Source organism: Bifidobacterium sp. SKU, from assembly GCF_026016405.1.
Lineage (GTDB): Bacteria > Actinomycetota > Actinomycetes > Actinomycetales > Bifidobacteriaceae > Bifidobacterium > Bifidobacterium bifidum.
In genome coordinates, this window is record NZ_CP092890.1 from 1,077,896 (window position 1) to 1,099,141 (window position 21,246).

The following is a 21,246-nucleotide window of genomic DNA, read 5'->3' on the forward strand; positions in this document are numbered from 1 at the left end:
GTTTTGTCAAGTTGTTATAGGCCAGTGTGGCGTGAGTTTTCCTTCCGAAAAAGCGGTAGGTTTTAGTCCAGTTCGGAACTGGCCTGTCATTGCTCGTGTTTTATTGTTTCATTGCATAAGAGCATGAGTCCTGCGATAGGACTCGCCCTCGAACCTGAGCATCCTGCCGTGATGCACGGTCCGGTCGATGATCGCCGCGGCCATGTTCGGATCCCCGAACACCCGGCCCCACCCGCTGAACTCGATGTTCGTGGTGTAAACGATGGATTGCATCTCGTACGCGTTGGTGATGACCTGGAACAACAACCGGCTGCCTTCCTCGTCGATCGGCACGTAGCCCAACTCGTCGATGATCAACAGGCGGGCCTTGCCGATGGACGCGATTTCCCTGTCGAGTTTGCCTTCCGTGCTGGCGTGCAACAAGCGCATGACCAGGCCAGCGGCGGTGAAGAACCGTACCGTCATGCCTTCCAGGCAGGCCTTCCTTCCCAACGCCATCGCCAGATGGGTTTTGCCCGTGCCGGGAGGTCCGAACATGACCACATCCTCCGGACGGCTCGCGAACTCCAATGATTCAAGCGACCGCCTGCCCCAATCCACCGGAAAACGAATGTTCTCCCAGTCATAGCCGTCCAATGTCTTGACGGCCGGGAAACCGGCCTGCTTGAGCAGCCGGGATCGTTTCGATCGTTCCCTGGACTCGATCTCCGCGTTCATCCATTGGTCCATGAACTCCATTTGCGACGGGGTCGCGGTTTCGAGCTGGTCGGCGAGCACTTGCCTGGTCAACGGCAGTCGGCGCGCCAATCGCATGATCGTTTCCATTTTCCTGTTCGTGGACGCGCGGCGTCGGGTGGCGTCCGGCGCGGGGTTCTGGATCCGGCTCATCGGTCCTTCCCTCCTTCCCGCTCCTTGAGCGTATCGCCATCGCCTGTTTTCATGAAGTCGTCGTACACGCTCAGGTCGGGCGCGGGAACATCGGCCGGCGCCTCGCCGGACGCTATCCGTCTGGCCATGATGCTCAGGGCTGCCTCGTCGATCGGTCTGCCCTGGCCGATGATGTGTTCCGCGGCTTTGCAGGCCACGTCGAAACCGCAAGCGGCACCCACGCGCTCCAACAAGCGGAACGTGGCCTTGCGCCGGGCGGAGTCCTGCGCGTCGATCAGGGTTCTCAGGCCCTCGGGAAAATCACCGCGCACGGGTGATTCGCCCCACGCGCGTGGCTTGCGCGCCAATGCCGGCAGCAGCGACGACGGGCTACGCACCGTACCGGCCTGCTCGCCATAAGCCCTGGGCAGCGAGGCCACCTTGCGGCCGTCGCGGGTACGGATCTCCACGTCGAACGCGCGCAATCCCACCAATAGCGGCCAGCTACGCCAGGCCGGGCCCGCGAGGTAACGATACGAACCGACCTGTATGACACCTTCCTTGTCGGCGCGCCGTTCCTGCCAATCGACCGCGTCGAAGCGCACGCGCGGCAATGGCCGCATGCCCGCCCGGTCCTCTTCGAACAAGTCGTTCACGCTTTCATCAGCCCGGTAATGCTTGTCGTTGCCGAGTTCGTCACACCGCGACAGCAGATGCTTGCTTAACTGCGCATAGGACTCGACGTTCAACAACGGGACCATGAGGTTGCGGCGCAGGAACCCGACCGCGTTCTCCACGCTGCCTTTCTCCCAACCGCTCCTGGGATTGCAGAACCTGGCCTCGATCCGGTAATGCTCCAGGAACAACTGGAAGAGCCCGACGATCGTGATCTTGTCCCAAGCGGTCCGGTGCGCGGCCCCTGTGGCGTTATCCATCACCAACACCATCGGAACCAGGCCGATATGCTCGAAGATCTCGACCAATCCCTCGCACACGCATTGCGCGTTCTCGCCAGGCAACGCGACCACGTAACGCTTGTTCGAATACGGAAACGACGCCACCAGGCAATGCACCTTGGTTTTCACGCCCGCCAGCACCACCACGGCCTCGCCGAAATCGACCTGCATGACCCCGGGCCGCCATTCCAGCTCCATGAACCCGTCACAGGCGGGACGATGTTCTTGACGCCATTGCTTCACGTAACGCTGCACCGCGGAATACGAGCCGGTGAACCCTTTCTCCGTGACGAGTCTGTCGTACACGCGTTTGGCGGTATGGCGCTGCTTGCGGGGCATGAACCGGTCCGCTTGCAACCACTCGTCGATCACGGGCGTGAACCCGTCGAGTTTCCTCGGCCGCGTGGTCGATGGTTTGGGTTTGGGCGAGCAATCCTCCATCAAGGCGTATTTCCTGACCGTGTCCCTGGACACGTTCAAATCACGGGCGATGGCTCGCCATGGCGTTCCCTGCTGGTCAAGGAGCCTGATACGTTGTTGAACCGACACCGGTATGGTCATTCCTTTCCTTTCCCGAGAACCGTCAATGGTTGTTTTTTCAACTCGGGAAACTAATCGATAACGACAGACCGGTGTCACTTGTTTTCCATCAACGATGAAATGGACTAATTCCTACCGCTCTTTCGGACTAAAAACCAAACGCTCAACCGGTCTTAAAACCATTGAACATAAACAAAGAACAGGTCGAGGACCTGTTTGCCGTATCCGTCGTGCGCCCAAATCACCCGCTTGCGTTCGTGGTCGACGACGACGGTGATGTACGTGTGGCCTTTCCTGTGGCTGGTCTCGTCCACGCCGATCGCCGTGAGCCCGTCGAACATGCATGGCATGCCGGATTCCGGCCGGCCGGCGACCCGTCCGGCGATGTCGCCCGCGGTCCTCCACGCGACATGCAGGAAACCGCTCACGGTCTTCCTGTTGGCGACCGTCATCAGCCACGTGCATTCCAGCTCGAAGTCGCGCGTGAACCGGCTGCCCGGCTCCGCCCACGGAACCCGCGACACCACCACGCCATGCACACGGCATTCCACACGCGGAGCCGGACCCACGAGCTCGACCCGATAGCAGCCGAAGTCCTGGTGCCGCCAACGCCTTTCGCCGCCCCCGTCGTCGTATTTCGGGCATATTTGCGCCCGCAGCGCGAGCAACGCAACGCGGCCTTCCTGCACCTGACGCGCGCCACTAGGACCGGAGCGTCGCGCAGTGGGGAATCGACGATGGACACGTCCTCGACGACCATGCCCTTGACGTTGAGCAAACGTTTGAATATGTTCTTCATAAGGCGTTTTCTGTGGTTCTTTTTCTTGGTCGAAAAACAAACCTACAGGAAACGCCCCTCACACCCTCATAATCAACGGCTCAACGATGAGACGACACCCACGAAAACAACACAAGAGCCAGAAATGGTGACTCTGCATCTTGAAGAACTTCTTCCAATGTGTAATTCTTCAAAGTGGTTTCCACGGCGATGATCCGAGGGTAAATTAAAGATTTCAACGCCATATCAAAAGAATTCAATGATGAAATTTGCTCGAAGGACTGCAAGTGAAGACGATTCTTTGCAATGCCAGCGAATCGGCACCCCTTATAGCCGTGATAATACCCCAGGTTTTTCAATTCTCTTTTTTGCAATTCACCAGAGCATGCGATGCCGTTATCGCATAGATGCTGCATAAGTTCATCCAGTGTTTTCATTGCATCCTTATTCGCTGAAGTTATAAGGGTTAATTGTAACTTGAAACATGCCTTAGCAGTGTGGTGTCTGCCGGCTCATGGTGTTGGAAGAATCTTTTTCATTACGGTTATGGTTTTCGCGCTACCCGATTACGACGCGATTATGACGGGATTACGACGCGATTCGGTTTCTGACGACGCGATTGCATCTTGCTTATTCCCCGGTTCCATACCTTGTTGGGCGTCTTGCTGCCAAGGAGCTTCATGGAGCATCGTTGATTTCCTTGGCGATTACGTTGAACCCATCCCGCATGAGCGTGAAGTGTGTGATTGGAATCTGCGTGCGTGCAAGTGCGTGAAAATGCGCGAGAAAAGTGCTCGAATCTGCTTTAACAGGCTGCTGCTTTTAATGCAGGCTCTATCTGTTGAAAGCCCCTCGCGCTCGCGAAGGAAACATGGCTCATGGTGAATGCGGATCGCCCGCATGTTATATCCATCGAACAAATAAAGGAGCAGATACCATGGGCGTTAAGCGCAATGCGTCTTATCAGAATGGAGAGAACATGGCTAAGAAAACCGACGAAGAGCTTTATGATGTGGCGATAAATATGATCGGAAGCGTTGCAAAGCTTCCGGTTATCAGGGTTGATAGGGAAGCGTTTCTGCGGCAGCAATTCGCCGGTTCGGAATATCTTGATGAGATTCTGGAGCATGGCCCGCAGCATGTGTATACGGCGGAGTCGTTGCGAAGAAAAGCGGATGGGCTGATTAAGAAATCGACGAATCAGACCACTCTTGCCGCTTTTGTGGCAGGAATCCCCGGCGGGCCTGCCGCCGTTGCCGCTGGAGGTGCCGATGTGGCCCAATACTTTGGTTTCGCGATCAATCTGGCGCAGAAAATCGCCTATCTCTTCGGAGAGGATGATTTGTTCACCGACGAGTCGGAACTGAATGAAGGTGCCAAAGTCCGAGTCCTTGCGTATTTGGGTGTGATGCTCGGCGCGTCAGGTTCGGCGATGTTGGTAGGAAAGCTTGCCAGGGAAGTCGGCAAAAACATGGGCAAGAAGATCACGCAACAGGCTTTGACGAAAACGACTTGGTATCCATTGCTCAAGAAAATCGGCGCGATGGTTGGCAAACGGGTGGTGAAGGAGTCGGTTGGCAAGGCCGTTGCCAAGGTTGTGCCCGTTGTTGGCGGTGCCATTTCCGGGGCGATAACCTATGCGACGTTCAAACCCATGGGTGGCCGATTGGCCGATGTGCTGGTGCGCAATCTGAACGGTGAGTTCGATGAGACCGGCATGGAACTTCGCCCGGAATTCAAGAAAGCCAATACCGCAGATGCTGACACGGAAGTCACGATTCATGCGATCGAGATTGACGACTGAAAAAATGATGGGCTGATAGTGATAAATGATTCTATTCATAATAACTTTATCACTTACTCATACCGCTGTTTATTCCCTCGGAGAGGATTTGATGCAATATGTAAGGTCTGTTATCGGGTGAAAATATATGGATTTTTCTCGGTAACAGACCTTATTGGTCAATATTTGTTGAAAATAAGAGAGATGTTTCTGTCTATCTATAGTTCAGCAAATTCACTGTCCCACTTCGAAAGATGTTGATTAATGTCTTTCTGGTCTTTCTCAGGGATTTGACTGTTTATTAAACCTGGAAGTCCTGTTGGGTGCAGCAAATCTAGTAGGAGCAGCATTAGGCGAGCGCACTTTTGAGTTTCTTCTGGATCTAGAAGTTGAATATTGTGGTCGATTGATCCGGACTTTACTTTTTCTTCACCGTGGCTCTCTGAATTCATCCAAAGAGGAACTAGAGCACGAGTAATTTTATCTCTAGTTTCACTGTGTACTTTATGTGACTGTACGCATGTTTCAAGGTATTCGTTTACTAATTGGTTTTTGGGTAGACCTGTTCCTCCGATATCAAAGTTGAAGTAGGAATATTCTTCAAGTACACGTCTTAACTTATTAGCTGTTCCATAATAAGATGCCGGGCTATTCGAAATATCAGTAAGATTTGATTTGGCGAAATCATATATGTCTTGTATAAGACTTCTATAGTTGTAATCAATTACTTTTGTTTCAGTGAGCTTACCTTTACTTAGCATTTTACAGGTAGTCTCCGGCGGTTTGCCTTTTTTCTTTTTGAAGACATCGTCAGCAATTTTTTTGAGTGCATAGTATACAGGAAGACTATGTGTTAAAGCTATAACTTGCACAAAATTGTTATTAGTATTTGTGAGTTTTTTGATTTCTGATATCTCATGCTCAATTAATGAATAAATTCCAATTTCATTATTTCTATCTAAAGAGCTGACTGGATCATCAAGAACGAACAGAGAGTCGTTTTTAGAAAAATACTCTTCAGATCTATTTTCATATGGCATTGAAAAGAAATATGAAAGAGCTATTGCATTCTTCTCTCCTGCGGATAGATTGGATAGAGATACTCGCTTTCCTCTTACATAAATCCCATATTCTCCATTGGGCGTTCCTTCCAAGGAAAGTCTATTGGGACTAAGAAAAATAAGTGAAAGTGCAGAGTTCAGATGGTCCATTTGAATATTGGTTCTGCGAAGTTCATCCTTTGCTTCGTTTAGTTTTTTTTGAATATCATTAAGTTCATTTTTCCTTTGCTCAAGTTCCTCTTTCTTCTTGTTATAGTTTGCAATTACTTTATTGTAAGAATAATATAAATTCTTATTTTCAGATAGACTAATTGTATTTATCATTTGTTCAAGTAAAGACGCTTCTTGGGCGTGTTTATCAATTTGCTTATTTCGGTTATTAATCTTGTTGTTCAATAAATCGAGATTATTATCAATTATATTAAATTCTTGTATAATATTTTCTTTAGTTTGTATATTTTGTTTGAGGTTAATGAGCGATGAGGGTGATTTCATTTTCTTTTCCAATGCTTGTTGAAAGATATCAAGCATATTGTCAAAAGTTTCGATATCACGTCTGATGTTGATTATCGTATCATCTGAGTCTTTTAGGATTTCATGTTCCAGAATGATGTAAACTTTTGTTTTGTAATTAGATATATATGAGTTGATTTGTTCTGTTTGCTGAATAATTTGTTCTGATTCTTGTGATGAATCAAGTAGATCGATTGCTTCAAGTACCTTTTTCTTCCAATTCTGATCGATTGCTTGTAGACATAACGGACAATGTTCTTTATTGCTTCTAAAGAGTTCTTTTGTCTCGTCGCTTTTCGCTTCTTTGAGTAGATTAATGATGGAAGACAAATTTGTATCACCTGTACTTGCAGGTGTCGTGGTGAGAACAGTGAAAATTGAGTCCACTATGCGCTCATAGTGTATCAAGAAAGATTTATCAATGTTAATTACTTTTTTTAAAGTACCAGTACGCTCAAAAGCTTCCAAACGTGAACGAAATTCTTCAAAATCAGGAATACTATTTAAAGTACTTTCAGAATACATTCTTTGAATGTTTGGCAAGCTGACACTTGCATTTTGTTTGTTGCCGCGTATCCTCTTAATATAACCAGCCCAGCGATCATCGCCTTTGAATGCACTGAGTAAATTTTTTTTGCTTCTTCACTTTGCTTAGTTAATGGACTGCTATTATCTTGTTTGCGGTTCTCGCTTTTACTGCCATCAATAGTCCATTTCAATGTGTCAATTTCTTTTTGTTTTGCTTCAAGCGCATCTTCGTTTTCCTTGATTTTATCTTGAGCATCACCTTGTGAACCAAGTGAAACAATGGCACCTAAATTGTCTTGATTAAATCGAACTCTTCTATTAATAAAGTCTTCATTGAATACATAACAATTCTCTGGCGAAATATTGCTCTCAAGATTAAAAGAAGTTTGCGGTGAATCGGTTTCGAGAGACTCATCATCGGGATGAGAATAGTTCCACAAGGCCTTTGATAATGTAGTTTTGCCGGACCCATTTTTCCCGTAGATGGTACACCATGATACAGTTTGGTTATTGTGGCTATTGAGTGCAAATATTTCAAGTTTTTCCCCAGCTCCATAAATTCGTCCAGATACTTCGATCTCTTTGATTTTTTCCATAATTTTATTCTTTCTCTTTCTGGTTGTCATTGCAGTGCCTTCACCTCGTCGAGTAGGGTCTGATAGGTGGTGGCCTGCTCGTAACGGGTTCCATCTGCGAGATCGAGTTGGTTGAACAGTCGTTTCGCGCAGGCTATCTTGCTGTTCTCGATTCCACGCAGGTCGAACGATTCCAGGCTGCCCTTGGTTTCGGCGACGAAGAACAGGTGCTTGAGACCGCTGTCGTCGCGGAAGGCCACGGCCCAGTCAGGGGCGTAGTTGCCGACCGGGGTCGGAATCTGGAATCCACGCGGCAGTTTCGCATACACCGCGACTTCCGCCGCGTTATCGAGGTCCTTGGCGAAATCGCTTTCGATCCTGCCATCGGGGAACACCCAGTCCTGCACGCACTTGGACGCCTGATAGCCTTCGGCCTCATCACGATTGTTGCCGCCCTTGGTGAAGATGCTCGAATCGTATCCGCCTTCGATCCGGTCGTAGCAGATATGGTCAACGACCATGTTCGCCTTCTCCTGAACAATCAGACGGCCGACCCTCGCGATGAACTGCTCTGGATTGTCCCTGAACATGAGGAACCGGTCCGGCCGAATGCTCTTGAGGATGCGTGCCGCACAACGACGCGTGATGGTCGCAGCCTGCGCGATCTCGCCGAGCAGATCGTATCTCACGCCGTTCGAAGCGTCGACATCCAAGCCACCGGTATAGGAGTCGTTCCTGTGGAAGTGGGTGCGGTCCGCGAGCTCGTTGCGTGAAGCGTTCTCTTTCTGGATGCCGCGCGTGACCGTGTAGGACAGTTTCGATACGACCAGACGCTCGTCAATTGCCTTGACTGCGTTTTTGACGAGTTCGTCGTCGTCGAAGCTGACGGTATACGCATACTTGTGGTTGATGCGCCTCCAGAGCTCCTGGAACTCCTTTTTCTGCCAGTTGGCATTGAGCGGATTGCCATGTACCTTACGCTTCAATGCGTTGCCGATCAGCACCTTGGTGGTGCCTTCCACCACGCTGTCCAGCACGAGACGGATTGCCGGGACCTTCTTTCGCAAGGGTTCTGGCAGAAGTTCCACCGCATCCTTGCCGAAACGCTCTTCCTTGTACTTGTCGGTCAGCTTGCCGTCGCGGTCGATGAGCCGGTCCACGGTCAGCGCGTACACGATGTCACGCGCCTCGTCCTTGCTGAACGACACGTCTCCCAAGCCCGCATACTCCGGACCGAGCTTGTCGGCCGGAACGCATGTCTTGGCGAAGAACGCATCGTTGATGACGATTGGCCGCTCTCGCAGGTCGGTCTCGATGTCCTTCTGCAGGCTTTCGGCGAATCTTTCGTAGCTTTCCGACGCGATAACGGTCAACAGGTTCACGTCAAGGAAGTCCGCGTCGCTGAGCAGGTTACGATCCTGACGCACGCCCTCGCGGTTCACGCACAGGCGCAGGCCGCGTCCGACCTCCTGGCGTTTGCCGACCTCGTTGTCCGAATGCTTCAACGTGCAGATCTGGAACACGTTCGGGTTGTCCCATCCCTCGCGCAGCGCGGAATGGCTGAAGATGAACCTCGTGGGCTCGTCGAAGCTCAACAGTCGTTCCTTGTTTTTCAGAATCAGGTCGTATGCGCTGATGTCGTCGCTGTCTTCCGACCCGCGTTTGACTTTCGAGTCGATGGAATGACCGTGCTTGTCGATGCTGAAATATCCCTTGTGCACGTAACGGCCGTGTGTGGTACGTAGCCAGTCGAGATAGCCGGACCCGTCGTCGAGACGGTTCTCGACGAAATCATGCACGCAACGGTCGTACTCCTGCTCGAACATGTCCGCGTACTCGCCGTTCAACGGCTCGCCGTCATCGTCGTACTGTCGGTATTTCGCGACCTCGTCGATGAAGAACAGGCTCAGGCATTTGATGCCTCGCGCCCACAGGTGCTCCTCCTTGTGCAGGTGGGAAAGGATGGTCTCGCGGATCTGCACGCGGCGCATGTCTGCCTCGGATCCGTCGTTCATGATACGGCCCTTGCCGAGCGTCTCGCCATTCATGAACCGCACGTAGCCGGTCCGGCCTGGCTCCAGGCCGTCGGGCACGATGCCGTCCGGAGCGATGCGCCAGCCGTCGCGGTACGCCTCTAGCCCGCCGGACGCGGTGTAGACGTCGTCGCCCTCGTCGAACAGTCCGGACGTGGTCACGACCTTACCGGCCGAGGACAGCTTCTTGTATTCGATACGGGCCTGCGGCGCCCTGTTTTTGCTGACGATGACGTCCTGCAGATACAGGTAGCCGTCGGTGCCGCGCATGTTGTTCAGCTCGAAGCCCTTGACCTCGATGCGCTTGACCAGACGCTGGTTGTACGCGTCCAGCGCGTCCAGCGCATACACGAGGTCGTGCTTTATCTTGTGCGTGGCGGAATAGTTCAGCGTGAACAATGGTTTGAACAGGCGTATGCCCGCCTGCGTGGCCTTGCCGCCCATTTTCTGCGGCTCGTCCAGGATCATGATCGGATGGCTCGCACTGATCACGTCGATCGGGCGGCGCGAGCCGAAATCGTCACGTTCCGAGAAGATGATTCTCGCGTCCCTGCTACGCCCGTTCTCCTTCATGGACGTGTTGAACGCCTGCATGTTGATGACCATCACCTGGATGTCCGAGGACTGGGCGAATTCGTCCAGCCGGTTCAGATTCGACGAGTCGTAGATGAAGGAGTGCAGTTTCTTCCCATAGCCCTCGTTGCCGTCGCGGCCGGACGTGTAGAAATAGTCGCCTGTCATGTCCAACGATTTGGCGACGCCCTCGCGGATGGCGATGGACGGGACCACGACGATGAACTTCGACCAGCCATACCTGCGGTTCAATTCGAACATGGTCTTCGTGTACACGAACGTCTTGCCCGTGCCGGTCTCCATCTCTACGTCCAGTTCGACGGCACCGGCCGGATCCGTGTACAGCTTCGGGGATTCCGTCAGGTTCTGCCGACGTTGTACGTTTTTGATGTTGGCGAGCAGCCTTTCGCCGTCCAGCAACAGATCTGCGTTGCGGTAGCCCGTGTCGTCATCCGCGTCGAAATGGCCGAGCATCTCCTGCACCGGCCTCAACTCGGGGATATCGAAAGCGTCCTGAGCGGGCTGGAGCGCCGGGGACGTGGGCCTGCGGATGCCGGTGTCGCGGATGTATGAGACGCCGTCCTGCAAAGGCTGGCCGTCGAACACATCGCAGACCGCGTCCGCGGCATCGGTCTGGTACTGGTATTGCGAGAATTTGAATTGCATATCGGTGACCTCAGATGATGCGGATCTGCGTGGCGCCGGTCTTCTCGTCGGCGGACTGCTTGAAGATCTCGGTGAAGTTCGTACGCGCAGCACTGTTCAGGAAACCGTTCTCGGAGACCAGCACATAGGACGGACGCAGCTTGAACGCCGCCATCGCGCGGACCAGCGATTCGGGGACACTGTCCTCGAAGCATGCGAGCAGCTGGCCGTCGTTTACGCTGTACACGGTGTGGCCGTCGAACTCGCCTCCCGACAGGACGTCGATCTTCGAGCTGTACGGCAACTGAAACTTCGGCAGCGCCTCGAACAGCAGATCCAGATCGGAACGATCCATTTTCGTGATGTCCACGTCGTCGTCGATGTCCTTCTGGGAATACTCGTCGACGAGCTTGCGCCTGTCCTCGTAATTCGAGTCATCCACACGGAGCACACGGAAGCCGATGTCCGGCACCTTCTTGGGAGTGCCGTCGAGTGTCAGTTGCGCATTCTCCGCTTCAATCTCGGACTTGATTTTCTCGCCGGCACGGCGGATGCGTTCCTCGCCGATTTCCGTAAGAGCCGAGTATTGGCCTGTTGTCTCTTCAGGCAGCTGAACAAGGATGAATTTACGCTGTCCCTCATCATCGGCATTTTCTTGGATGACAGCTTCGCCCATGGTTGCTGAACCGGAGAAGAAGTCCAATATGAGGGAATCCTTATCGGAGGCAATATCAAGAATACGTTTCATCAAACGTGTCGGCTTCGGGGTATCGAAAGGAACTTCTTCAGGGAAAAGTGCTTTCAGCTCTTTTTTACCTTCCTGGTTGTGCCCTACTTCCGTATAAGGCCATATTGTTTGACATGCGACACCCTGTTTGACCTCTGAGAGGAAGCGTTTGATCGCCGGCATGTTATTGCCGTCTTCGCCGAACCATACTCGATTATCAGCAATCATTTTTTCCATGACCGGTTGTGTATACAGCCAGCATCGACCGCTTGGAGGGTTATGCTGCTTCCCATTGGGAGCAGTGAGCGTATAGAACTGTGATTTCGTTCCGTGTCCACCTTGTGCAGTGGAATCCGCCGGTTTCCATGGTCCTCGGGGATCGTTGTCACGATTTGTGTATCGTGCGTTCATTTCGTCGCTGCGTTTGAGAAGATTCGGAAACCATTGTGATTTGTTTTTTGCATAGACAAGAATATAGTCATGGCTTTCAGAGAACCATTGGACGGCATTTTGCGGGCTATATCTTTTTTGCCATATGATTGTGTCGACGAAATTAGAAGCGCCAAAAATCTCGTCACATATGTTTTTTAGGTTCTTATCCTCATTATCATCGATGCTGATGAAGATGGCACCATCCTGGGTGAACAGATCACGTGCAAGCAGGAGGCGTGGGTAGATCATCGAGCACCAGTCGGAATGGAAACGCCCGTTGCTTTCCGGATTGGCGACCAAGCGGCCGCCTTCCTCGTTGTATTCTCCGCTTTCGGCATTGAATTCGTCATGGGTTTGGGAGAAGTCGTCGTCGTAGACGAAATCGTGGCCGGTGTTGTAGGGCGGATCGATGTAGATGAGCTTGACTTTGCCGGCGTAGTTCTCGCGCAGGAGCTTCAACGCGTCGAGGTTGTCTCCCTCGATGTACAGGTTCCTGGTGGTGTCCCAGTCCTTGCTGCGTTCCTTGACGGGTCGCAGGGTCTTGGCGATGGGTTCGCGGGCGAGGCGTTTCGCCTCGCGTTTGCCGGGCCAAGTGAACTGGTAGCGTTCCCGGTTGCCTTCCGCCACATCACCAAGTCGCTCTTTCAGCGCGTCGAAGTCCACCGCGCGTTCGGTTCTGCCGGTCTTCGGGTCAGTGATCTCGGTGGCCACGTCTGGAAACAGGGCGAGCAGCCTGTCCACGTTCTCCCTGGTCAAATCCGGTGTGATGCCGTGGATCTTCTCGATGTCACTCACAGTGTTTCTCCTTGTTGTTCCTGTTCGAGCTCGTGCCGCTTGGCCTGCAAATCGTCCCATAGCCTGTTCCGCTGGCCTATCTGGACAGCCTTGGCGTGGCGTCGTTCCAGCTGGTCTATTTCTTTGACAAGTCTCATTATGCGCGTGCGGGACACGATGCGTCGGTCGACGCGCGTCGGATCCGACGCGCCGAGGATGGTCTCCGCGCACAGGGAATCCCATACGGCGTCCAGATCGGTTCCGTTCAGACGGACGCGTGCGGATTCGCATTCCACCGGTTCTCCCATATGGACCGAGCCCTCCGTGAGCCCCTCGGCCACGTTCGCATTGCGGAACACCGCGAATTTTGTCATGCTGCCATTCATGCAGACGAACAGGATACGCGACCTGTGCCGGGTCAGCTCGTCGCGGGTGCGGGCGATGTGCTCCATGACCTCCAGCGGCGGATGTTCCGTGGATTGCTCCAGGCCAATCACGTTGATTTCGTTAGTGAGCGGTCCTGCCGGTATGCCGGTCTCCTGCTCGCGGATTACGGCGAGCATGGTGATTGAGTCGATGTCCTCGATGAAATGCTGCCGTAAGCGTTTGCCTACTTTGGTGTTCGTATAGAAGCGTTCTTTGGTGAGCCGTCCCCTCGGATGCATGACCGCGGTGGTACTGGGCAGTCCCAACGTGAGTGCGGTCACCGGCCCGCATGATTCGATGCCGCTCATGACTTACCTCCCGTTGCAGGTCGGATGACGAGGAAACAAACCAGTTCGAAATCGTCGAGCCCCTTCACGTTCTCGTCAAGAAAAGATCCCATGGATCCGGTGAAGAAGCTGTCGGCCGCAGTCGCATCATCCTGGTCCATGATGCTTCTGACCGCTTCACGCAGCAGGTCGGATGCGTGGCGCATGTCCTTGCCGTCATGGGTGAACCGATTGTATGCACGGCATAGGCGCGGATCATATGTATCCTTGCCTTTGCACAGCTTGCGCATCACGTCGAGGCAGTCCTTGGCATTCAGATGCCCGTGCAGGATCCTTCCGTCGTCGCCGACATGCACAAGATAATACGGGTGGATCGGGTTGCGGCCCATGGCCTTCACGTCCTTGTTCGTGTTGCGCAGCACGAACAGGATGCCGGGCTCGTCGCCCTCGACCACTGCGTTGATGCCCGTAGGTGTGCGTTCGATGTCGGGATTGTCTCGGTGATAACCGACCAGATCCATGCGGAACTCATTGAGACCGAGGTCGGTGATGCTGACGCCGCCGTCCACATCTTCAAGATCAAGTACCTCGTCCTGCATTTGCCTGAGCTGGCGTTCCCGGTACTCCAAATCTCCCTTCTCGTCGGGATTGATGTAGTCATCGTCGCCGGTAGAAGCCATCACAGCAACCTTCATGCGCGCCTCGACTCTGTCTTTGAGCTTGAGATATTTGTCGAGATCCACGTCGGGCCAATAGTTGACCAGTTGGATACGCTTGTTCGTCGAACCGATACGGTCGATGCGGCCAAAACGCTGGATGATACGCACAGGATTCCAATGGATGTCGTAGTTGACCATCATGTCGCAATCCTGCAGATTCTGCCCTTCGGAGATACAGTCTGTGGCGATCAGAATGTCGATGTTTGTGTCTTTCAACCGGGGCACAGTTATATCGCGTTCCTTTGAAATAGGGGAGAAGCATGCCAGGATGTCGGACATGTGACCGCCTACCTTCTTGACTGTGCATCGTCCCGGATTCGTGCCGGTCACTTCCGCGGTATTCAATCCCAGCATGCCGGCGTATTTGCTGACGTGCTCGTACAGGTAGTCGGCGGTGTCTGCGAATGCGGTGAAGATGAGGATCTTGTGGTTGCCGGGGTTGATGGGCTGGTTCTGCTTGTCGCTGATGGTCCGGTACAGACGCTGCAGCTTCGCGTCGTGTGCCGCGTCGATGCTGGAGACCATGTTCAGCAGGCGGTGGATGACATCCATGTCGCGAAGAATGCAATCGCGCCAGGTGCACCAATCCATGTCGGACAGCAGGAATCGGGTCTTGCCTTTGGTGGCGAACTCGTCAGGATCCATACTCTCCGTATCATCCTGATCCAGGTCGAATCCGTCGTCGAAACGATCAATATCAATTTGCTCAAGCACGCCGGTGTCGTAATGCTTGGCACGGTATTCCTCATACGAGTCGATCGTGCCGACCGTATCCGACATGTAGCCGAGCACGCGGTTCAATGTCATGCGGAACGAGTGGACGCTGCTCTCGAAACGTTTGAGCAAGTTCGTGGCCATGAGCTTGCGCACACCCGTTTCTCGGCCCCGGATTGTCAGGCCTTCGATTTTGTCATTGTCGAAGTACTTGCTCATGCGCGATTCGAGCACGAATTCGGACGGCGTGTATAGCGCGAGGGTGAGCCTTTCCAGCTCGTCATAGATCTCGTCGTAGGATACGCAGTCGCTTTCCGTGGACAGCGCCGGGCGGATGGTCTGCGGGCGGAGACGTTCAGGGAAGCCGCCGATCGCATCCATATCGTAATGGTTACGGATGTGGCGGCGGCTGCGTGCGACGGTGACCTGATCGAGGATACGGAAGAAATCGAAGTCGAGCATGTCCATCAGACGTTTGGTGCTGCGTTCCTCCGGTTCGAGTTTCGACCAGACACCGTAAGCCTTCTGCGCGTTGCGGAACGCCATATCGATATTGGTGGAAAGCCCGAGCTTCCTGGACCATTCATCGCCTTTGTCGCCGTAGGCCAGCTCGAGCTGGTTCTGCAGATCTCGGAAACGATTGTTCACCGGGGTGGCGGAGAGCATAAGCACCTTTGTAGGCACGCCGGAATGGATGACCTTGTTGAGGAGCTTCTGGTATCGGTTTTCTTTGTCGTCGGCCTTGGCGGCGCTGTCTGCGCCATTGCGGAAGTTGTGCGACTCATCGATGACCACGAGGTCATAGTTACCCCAGTTGATCCGCTCAATCGGAATGCTCATGATCGTATCGCCTCGTGTGCGGCTCAGATCCGTATGGAACAGCACATCGTAACGCAGGTGGTCGCCGGCGATTGGGTTGTTCGTCGCGTTCGACTTGTATGTGACCCAGTTGTCCTTGAGCTTCTTCGGGCACAGGACGAGCACGTTGCGGTTGCGGGCCTCGAAGTACTTGATCACGGCTAGCGCGGTGAACGTCTTGCCCAAACCGACCGAATCCGCGAGGATGCAGCCGTCGTATGTTTCGAGTTTGTTGATGATCGCGAGGGCCGCGTCCTTCTGGAAGTCGTACAGCTTGTTCCAGATCAGGCTTTCACGGAAACCGGTGCCCTCCTTCGGCAGCACGTCCTCGGAGATATCGTCGAGGAATTCGCTGAAGATGCGGTATAGCGCCATGTAGTAGACGAGTTCGGGCGGGTTTTCTTGGTACATGCGCTCGATGCCGTCGATGACCTTGTCGGTCACGTCATGCAAGTCGCCGCTGTCCCAAGCACTATTGAACTGGTCCAAGAAGCCTTTGGCTGCAGAGCCGTCCACTTTGGCGACGCCTTGATAGGAGGCTGCGTGTCGGCTCACACCTAACTGCGTGGTCGTGAACTCGTTGAACGGCATGTACGCGATGTGCTCGTCGCCATGTTCCACTCCGAGAAACTGGGCTATATTTGACCCCTCAGAGAACGACATGAAACGAGCCTTCTTGCGACGGATCCAGTTGGCGCATTCCGTGGCGATGGCCTTCTGCGTGAGCTCGTTGCGCAGGCGGATCTCCAATGGAGTGCCATACAGGCTCTGTTCGCGTTCCAAGCGTGGGATGTAGAATTCGCGTTGTTCCTTGGGGGTGGCGTCCTCGGTGAATGTCTTTGACGTATAGATGAAACGGAACGCGCCTGCATGTTCCAATTGTTCGCGCAGCTCCCTGTACGCGTACATCGAGAACGAAGCCGCCGCGATGGAGATTCTGTCCCCCTCACGTATCGTACGAACAAGGTCGTCCTTGACCAGCGAAGTCTTGTTATCGATAAAGCCCTGAGTCACAACGTTTATTCTAGTGGAGGAACAGCCAAAGAGTATCGGTCGACGTGTTCTTAGTATCGGACAATCGACGCGCAGCGCATGGCGGAATACTCACCGCAGATAAATATCAGCAGGGCATGATGGAACCAAAACTAAGTCACACAGAAGTTGCATCGATAATAGCGCCTGCAAGTCCCCCAAAGGGTGTCGCAGGCGCTACCTTTAAGCATTGCTGTCTTCGTCGAAATTGATTTCTACATCTGATTCCTGGTAGAGCTCGATGCTGGAATGTATGTCAATTTCTTCGACGATCCAAGGCTCTATCTGAAGCTGACAGTGCTGTTTGAATTCTTCGAATCGATTACGTCCATCCATACCCCGTAACGTCACTACGATACCGAAGCGAAGGCCGTCCCCGGCATTTTTCCCCACAGTTCCATTTTTGTCGATTGGAGGATCGAAACGTTCGATTTTGCGAATCTTGAAACCCCAGTAAGGGATTCCGTGAGAAATACGTGGTTGGAAACGGCTTTTTTCAATATCGCTGACGTGTTTTACGTTGTCCCATTTTCGGTACAGTTTTCGGGCGGCACCTTCGTAGGCATACGCGGTTGGATCTCCTTGAATGTTATTGTTCAGGGGGTCTATCCCCTTCTCTCTCATGCGTCCAAAATGAAGGTCCAATTCTGTGGAAGTGTAATCAACACCCTGTCTAGCGTTGCACTTTGGAAAATAGCAAAGTGTGGCTCTGGCCATATATGGGTATTTCCCATTTGCCATTGGCACTGGTATACGGTAATTGTACGTTTCGAAAGAAGCGATTGTGCCTTCCAGAACGAATCGTATTTCGTTTGAGGGGGTGGTAAGAATGTCCTCGATATTGGTGGGGACTATGCCATATCCAACCTTGATGTTGTCGGCTGAGATTTTTTTCCATCCTGAGGCCGCATCAATGAGCATGGCCTTCGCTGTCTCTCGCGAGAAATGCATCACATATATCAGATATGCCATTTTTCGTGTAATCCAAGGGGCTGCGAACGATGTTCCAGCTGTCAAGGCCACGCCTTGTGGTGACCATACGGCCATCTGCTCAGTGTCGTCACCTCCGAAGCAGGAAATGTCCGGCTTGCGGAAAAAGTTCAGTACAGGGCCTTCTCTGGTATAGCTTGCAGGCTCTTTAAGGATGGACGTGGCATTAACGACGAGCGAATTGATGGAATCAGCCGGTGCTCCAATACGTTTGGGCTTGATTCGGCTGTCCTTTTGCGTTTTATTGGTTCCTGCCACCACGAAAACGATGTCATATTCGTTCTGCAGCTTATCCAGCATTGCAGCCTCGGGGGAGATTGTGTTTTTGGGAGATTCCAAACGTGAGCCAAGGCTTAGATTCCATACTTTAATGTCGGGATTGTTGGATACGATGTTGCGAATCGTTTTCATAATGGTAAAAGAACTGTTGTTGCCGCTTTTGGCAACGGCGAAATGGCGAACGCGAAATCTGCCGCAGCCATCATCAAGTGCTGGGTTTAACGTTGGTCCATCGACTATGAGCGATGTGACTTCAGTTCCATGAACAAGATCTTTCGGGTTTATATCGATTTGAGAATCAAGTTCATTGTGATATTCCACCCATTTGGAGAAATAAGCGTTCTTTTCATCGAAACAAGTGTCGATTACTCCGATAGTTGGTTCGTTCGCCGGAGTTGGAATCGAAGGAACGAATTGATCGTCGATTTGGTTAGAATCTGGCTCGAATTTCAGCTCCAACATATCTTTGAGGGACATCGCAACGAGATACGGTGCTGTTTCCGTAAGCTTACGGTACTGATTTGGCGTCATATTGATGGTCGTTGTGTCGAGCAGGTTGGCGCCAAGCACATTAACGCCTAATTTGTTCAGCAATGCGACTGTTTGTAGACCATTACGCCCGGTATCGTAGATTGACACCAGAGCGTGTTCTTGTTGAGGATCGGCATAAGTTTTTACGGTAAAGCGTTCCACGTAATAAGCATCGCGAATAATCTGCGCAAATGATGTTTTGCTCAGCCCCATATGTGCATCGATTTTGGCGAGACCGTCATGGGTAATTGATGTTAATTCTTTGTTGCCAATAGAATCTCCGTGATGGATAAGAATTTCTTTGGCTATCTCCAGGTCTTTGAGAGTTGATTCAATGGTTCCCATCTTCACATAATATGTAATAACATGGCATGGTTTTCCATTTTGATTCGTTCCAAAAGCCGCGCCAACTATGGAGTCGTTTGCTGATTTGTCATGGCTACTTAGCAAACGTTTAACGCGGTTGCTTTTGGCGACTATCGTCTTGTAACGCACTTCGACAAGTGGGTCAATGAAGGTTGGCTGTGTTTTCCAGTATGCGATGATCTGATGAAGGTCATCGAGTCTATCCTGTATTTGATTTGTAGTAACAACGGCGTTTGCGGGCAGAGAAGGCGGTCCTGGATGTTGTGCATTGCCGCGTCCAAATTTTCCTTTTAACCTCAGAGTGTTATTCATTGTGGGTACCTTTCATTTCTCGAGCTGCTGTGCTGCGTGATATTCCAGTTAGAATTTCAATTTCACGGAGTGTGAATCCTTGCTCTCGCAATGTTCGAATATTTTGAATTGCATTTGTACCATCGGGAATGAGAGCTATGTAAATACGACGGAGATAATCACTTTCATCATTGGGTTTACTGAATGCAATGGCTGAACGGATAAGATTTTTCATCTCACCTGGGTAGGGTAGTTGCTCCGCCTTGGAAAGAATCTTTTTGAAAAGACGGATGTTTTTTCCTATGAATGAGAATCGTTTTGCATAGTCGTTCATGATACTAGTTGCGACATCAATAAGATCTTTTCTCGTGTACCTTCCGAAATCAATTACGGCATCAAATCTGCGGATGAATGCCTTGTCGAATTTTGAAAATAGGTTGGTAGTCGCGAACAAAATAATCTGTTCTGAAAGTTCGTCCATCTGACGCAATAAAGCCGACGTAGCACGGCCCATTTCTCGAATGTCATGCGAGTCAATGCGGTCAAGGGCAAGCGCATCGATTTCGTCAAAGAGCACCACCGTCTGATCGGGGTGCGTAAAACTATTGATTTCAGCGAATAGTTTGGTGATGTTCTTTGCGGTCTGCCCGAGACGGCTGTCTATGACAGAGTTGAAATTGACGACGTATAACTCGCGTTGCATGATTGAAGAAATTTGTTTTACGGACTCAGTCTTTCCTGTACCGGCAGGGCCGTGGAAGAGGAACTTATGGATTCCAATATTCCGTTCGATGGCGTTGAGAACTCCTTGAATGTCATCAGCGATGGTTTCAGGTAGAGGCAGAGAAGTCTTAATCACAGTTTTCTTTTCAAGGAATTCGGATTTAATGTCGGAACCGGCCGATTGTGGAACAAGAGTATTTGCATCTGACAGCAACGCGATGATGTATGCAGCCAGCTGTGAGTCTCCAGCATGATCAAATTCCTTGGCGATGTTGTACGCTTCATTGCGAAAAGCGGCATCGTTATGCTCCGTATGGTATCGGATTAGGTTTAATACATCCTTTTTCTTCATGTTTCCCGACCTTAGGTCTCTTCGATTTCAATATATTTTGTCTCATTATAATACATGTTTGTCTCATATCGTTCCATGTGGTATGGTGTGCCTTGTAGCTTCATTCAGGCTACGTGAAAAAAATGAAGACTCCGATTCGCGCCAACGAATCGGAGTCTGGTGGAGCCCTAAGGCTTGCATGTCCTGCTAAGACTCTGTAAGTCTACCGCAATGGTTCGTCAATCCGAGTTAGGCGAATCTGAGAGCTCCCTAAATTAAGGAGATATCGTGTTTCCTGTTGATTCAGGATCTATTGCCGATTGGGTAGGTGCCATCGGTGGACTTTTGGCAGTTGTTGCTTCTGTTCTTGCGTGGAAGTCGAGCGACCGGATTAACAAAAGAATGCTGGCTCTTGAAGAGAAGAGGGAGACAGACAAGAGGCGTTTGCAGATTCGCGGGCAGGCAGAATCAATTTTTGCGGCTGGCGTGAAATTGCCGGATCGGGATGGTGCTGGAAGATGGGGCATTTATCTCTTCAATGGATCTGATCAACCTATTTTTGACATTACAGTCGAAAGCAATCGTCTTGATAGCGGCATGAGGAATGCAACGTGCGAGATTGGTTTGCTGCCTCCTGGGCGTTACATTATGCCTGCGGATGCCCAATACCATTGGGGCGCACTTGTTAATCTCGACCGATGCGAAGAGGAAGTTGATCTTCTCGTTAAAGGCAAAGGGAAAAAGATGATTACTGAGATGCGATTCTCGGATTATCGTCGTCACAATTGGTGTCTCAAAGATGGAATGCTTCAAGAGATTCCGGAGGAGAATCCTAGCGATGCTAGGAATTGACTAAGAGCCACCTATGTCTTTTCATGTATTCCGTCTTGAAGAGACATGAACTGCCTTTGTTC

14 protein-coding genes and 1 pseudogene are annotated in these 21,246 nt (G+C 51.8%); 2 read left to right on the forward strand and 13 right to left on the reverse strand.

What is annotated here, in order from left to right; all coding sequences use genetic code 11:
• Window positions 1–108: 108 nt before the first annotated feature.
• The 5 genes and pseudogenes from istB to MMB49_RS04560 all read right to left on the reverse strand — a co-directional run bounded on the left by istB (window position 109) and on the right by MMB49_RS04560 (window position 3,578).
• Window positions 109–888: an IS21-like element helper ATPase IstB gene (istB, locus tag MMB49_RS04545; protein ID WP_015439062.1), complete on the reverse strand. Its 780-nt coding sequence runs from the start codon at window positions 886–888 to the stop codon at window positions 109–111.
• Window positions 885–2,384: an IS21 family transposase gene (gene istA / locus MMB49_RS04550; RefSeq protein WP_047271245.1), complete on the reverse strand. Its 1,500-nt coding sequence runs from the start codon at window positions 2,382–2,384 to the stop codon at window positions 885–887. The genes istB and istA overlap by 4 nt, the downstream gene beginning before the upstream one ends.
• A gap of 152 nt (window positions 2,385–2,536) precedes the next feature.
• Window positions 2,537–2,887 (reverse strand): helix-turn-helix domain-containing protein, encoded by a 351-nt coding sequence (locus MMB49_RS04555; RefSeq protein ID WP_265067864.1) that lies wholly within the window; start codon window positions 2,885–2,887, stop codon window positions 2,537–2,539.
• A 60-nt stretch (window positions 2,888–2,947) separates the two neighbouring features.
• Window positions 2,948–3,052 (reverse strand): annotated as a pseudogene (locus tag MMB49_RS09655) (hypothetical protein); the annotation flags it as partial.
• A 190-nt stretch (window positions 3,053–3,242) separates the two neighbouring features.
• On the reverse strand, window positions 3,243–3,578 hold the full coding sequence (locus MMB49_RS04560) for an Abi family protein (RefSeq protein ID WP_082247888.1): 336 nt from the start codon (window positions 3,576–3,578) through the stop codon (window positions 3,243–3,245).
• 500 nt (window positions 3,579–4,078) lie between these two features.
• On the opposite strand from MMB49_RS04560, the gene MMB49_RS04565 reads away from it, so the two are divergent.
• A complete protein-coding gene (locus MMB49_RS04565) occupies window positions 4,079–4,945 on the forward strand; it encodes a hypothetical protein (protein WP_229940980.1) in 867 nt (288 codons plus the stop codon).
• A gap of 197 nt (window positions 4,946–5,142) precedes the next feature.
• Here the strand turns inward: MMB49_RS04565 and MMB49_RS04570 are convergent, their stop codons facing one another.
• From MMB49_RS04570 to MMB49_RS04605, 8 genes are all read right to left on the reverse strand, one after another.
• Window positions 5,143–7,041 (reverse strand): AAA family ATPase, encoded by a 1,899-nt coding sequence (locus MMB49_RS04570; protein ID WP_229940979.1) that lies wholly within the window; start codon window positions 7,039–7,041, stop codon window positions 5,143–5,145.
• A complete protein-coding gene (locus tag MMB49_RS04575) occupies window positions 7,002–7,652 on the reverse strand; it encodes an AAA family ATPase (protein ID WP_229940978.1) in 651 nt (216 codons plus the stop codon). Before MMB49_RS04575 ends, MMB49_RS04570 begins: the two co-directional genes overlap by 40 nt.
• Window positions 7,649–10,873, reverse strand: a complete 3,225-nt coding sequence (locus tag MMB49_RS04580; RefSeq protein WP_047272143.1) for a type III restriction-modification system endonuclease — start codon at window positions 10,871–10,873, stop codon at window positions 7,649–7,651. The genes MMB49_RS04575 and MMB49_RS04580 overlap by 4 nt, the downstream gene beginning before the upstream one ends.
• Window positions 10,874–10,883: 10 nt before the next feature.
• Window positions 10,884–12,806: a site-specific DNA-methyltransferase gene (locus MMB49_RS04585; protein ID WP_047297683.1), complete on the reverse strand. Its 1,923-nt coding sequence runs from the start codon at window positions 12,804–12,806 to the stop codon at window positions 10,884–10,886.
• Window positions 12,803–13,519, reverse strand: coding sequence for a DUF4391 domain-containing protein (locus MMB49_RS04590; protein ID WP_047272145.1), 717 nt, complete (start codon window positions 13,517–13,519; stop codon window positions 12,803–12,805). The genes MMB49_RS04585 and MMB49_RS04590 overlap by 4 nt, the downstream gene beginning before the upstream one ends.
• Window positions 13,516–16,803: a helicase-related protein gene (locus MMB49_RS04595; RefSeq protein WP_047272147.1), complete on the reverse strand. Its 3,288-nt coding sequence runs from the start codon at window positions 16,801–16,803 to the stop codon at window positions 13,516–13,518. Before MMB49_RS04595 ends, MMB49_RS04590 begins: the two co-directional genes overlap by 4 nt.
• A 201-nt stretch (window positions 16,804–17,004) precedes the next feature.
• Entirely contained in the window at window positions 17,005–19,299 is a 2,295-nt protein-coding gene (locus MMB49_RS04600) for a S8 family peptidase (RefSeq protein WP_047272149.1), read from the reverse strand.
• On the reverse strand, window positions 19,292–20,353 hold the full coding sequence (locus MMB49_RS04605; protein ID WP_047287560.1) for an ATP-binding protein: 1,062 nt from the start codon (window positions 20,351–20,353) through the stop codon (window positions 19,292–19,294). Before MMB49_RS04605 ends, MMB49_RS04600 begins: the two co-directional genes overlap by 8 nt.
• A gap of 267 nt (window positions 20,354–20,620) precedes the next feature.
• Here MMB49_RS04605 and MMB49_RS04610 point away from each other — a divergent pair, with 267 nt between their 5' ends.
• A complete protein-coding gene (locus MMB49_RS04610; protein ID WP_022173496.1) occupies window positions 20,621–21,184 on the forward strand; it encodes a hypothetical protein in 564 nt (187 codons plus the stop codon).
• The last annotated feature ends 62 nt before the right edge of the window (window positions 21,185–21,246 follow it).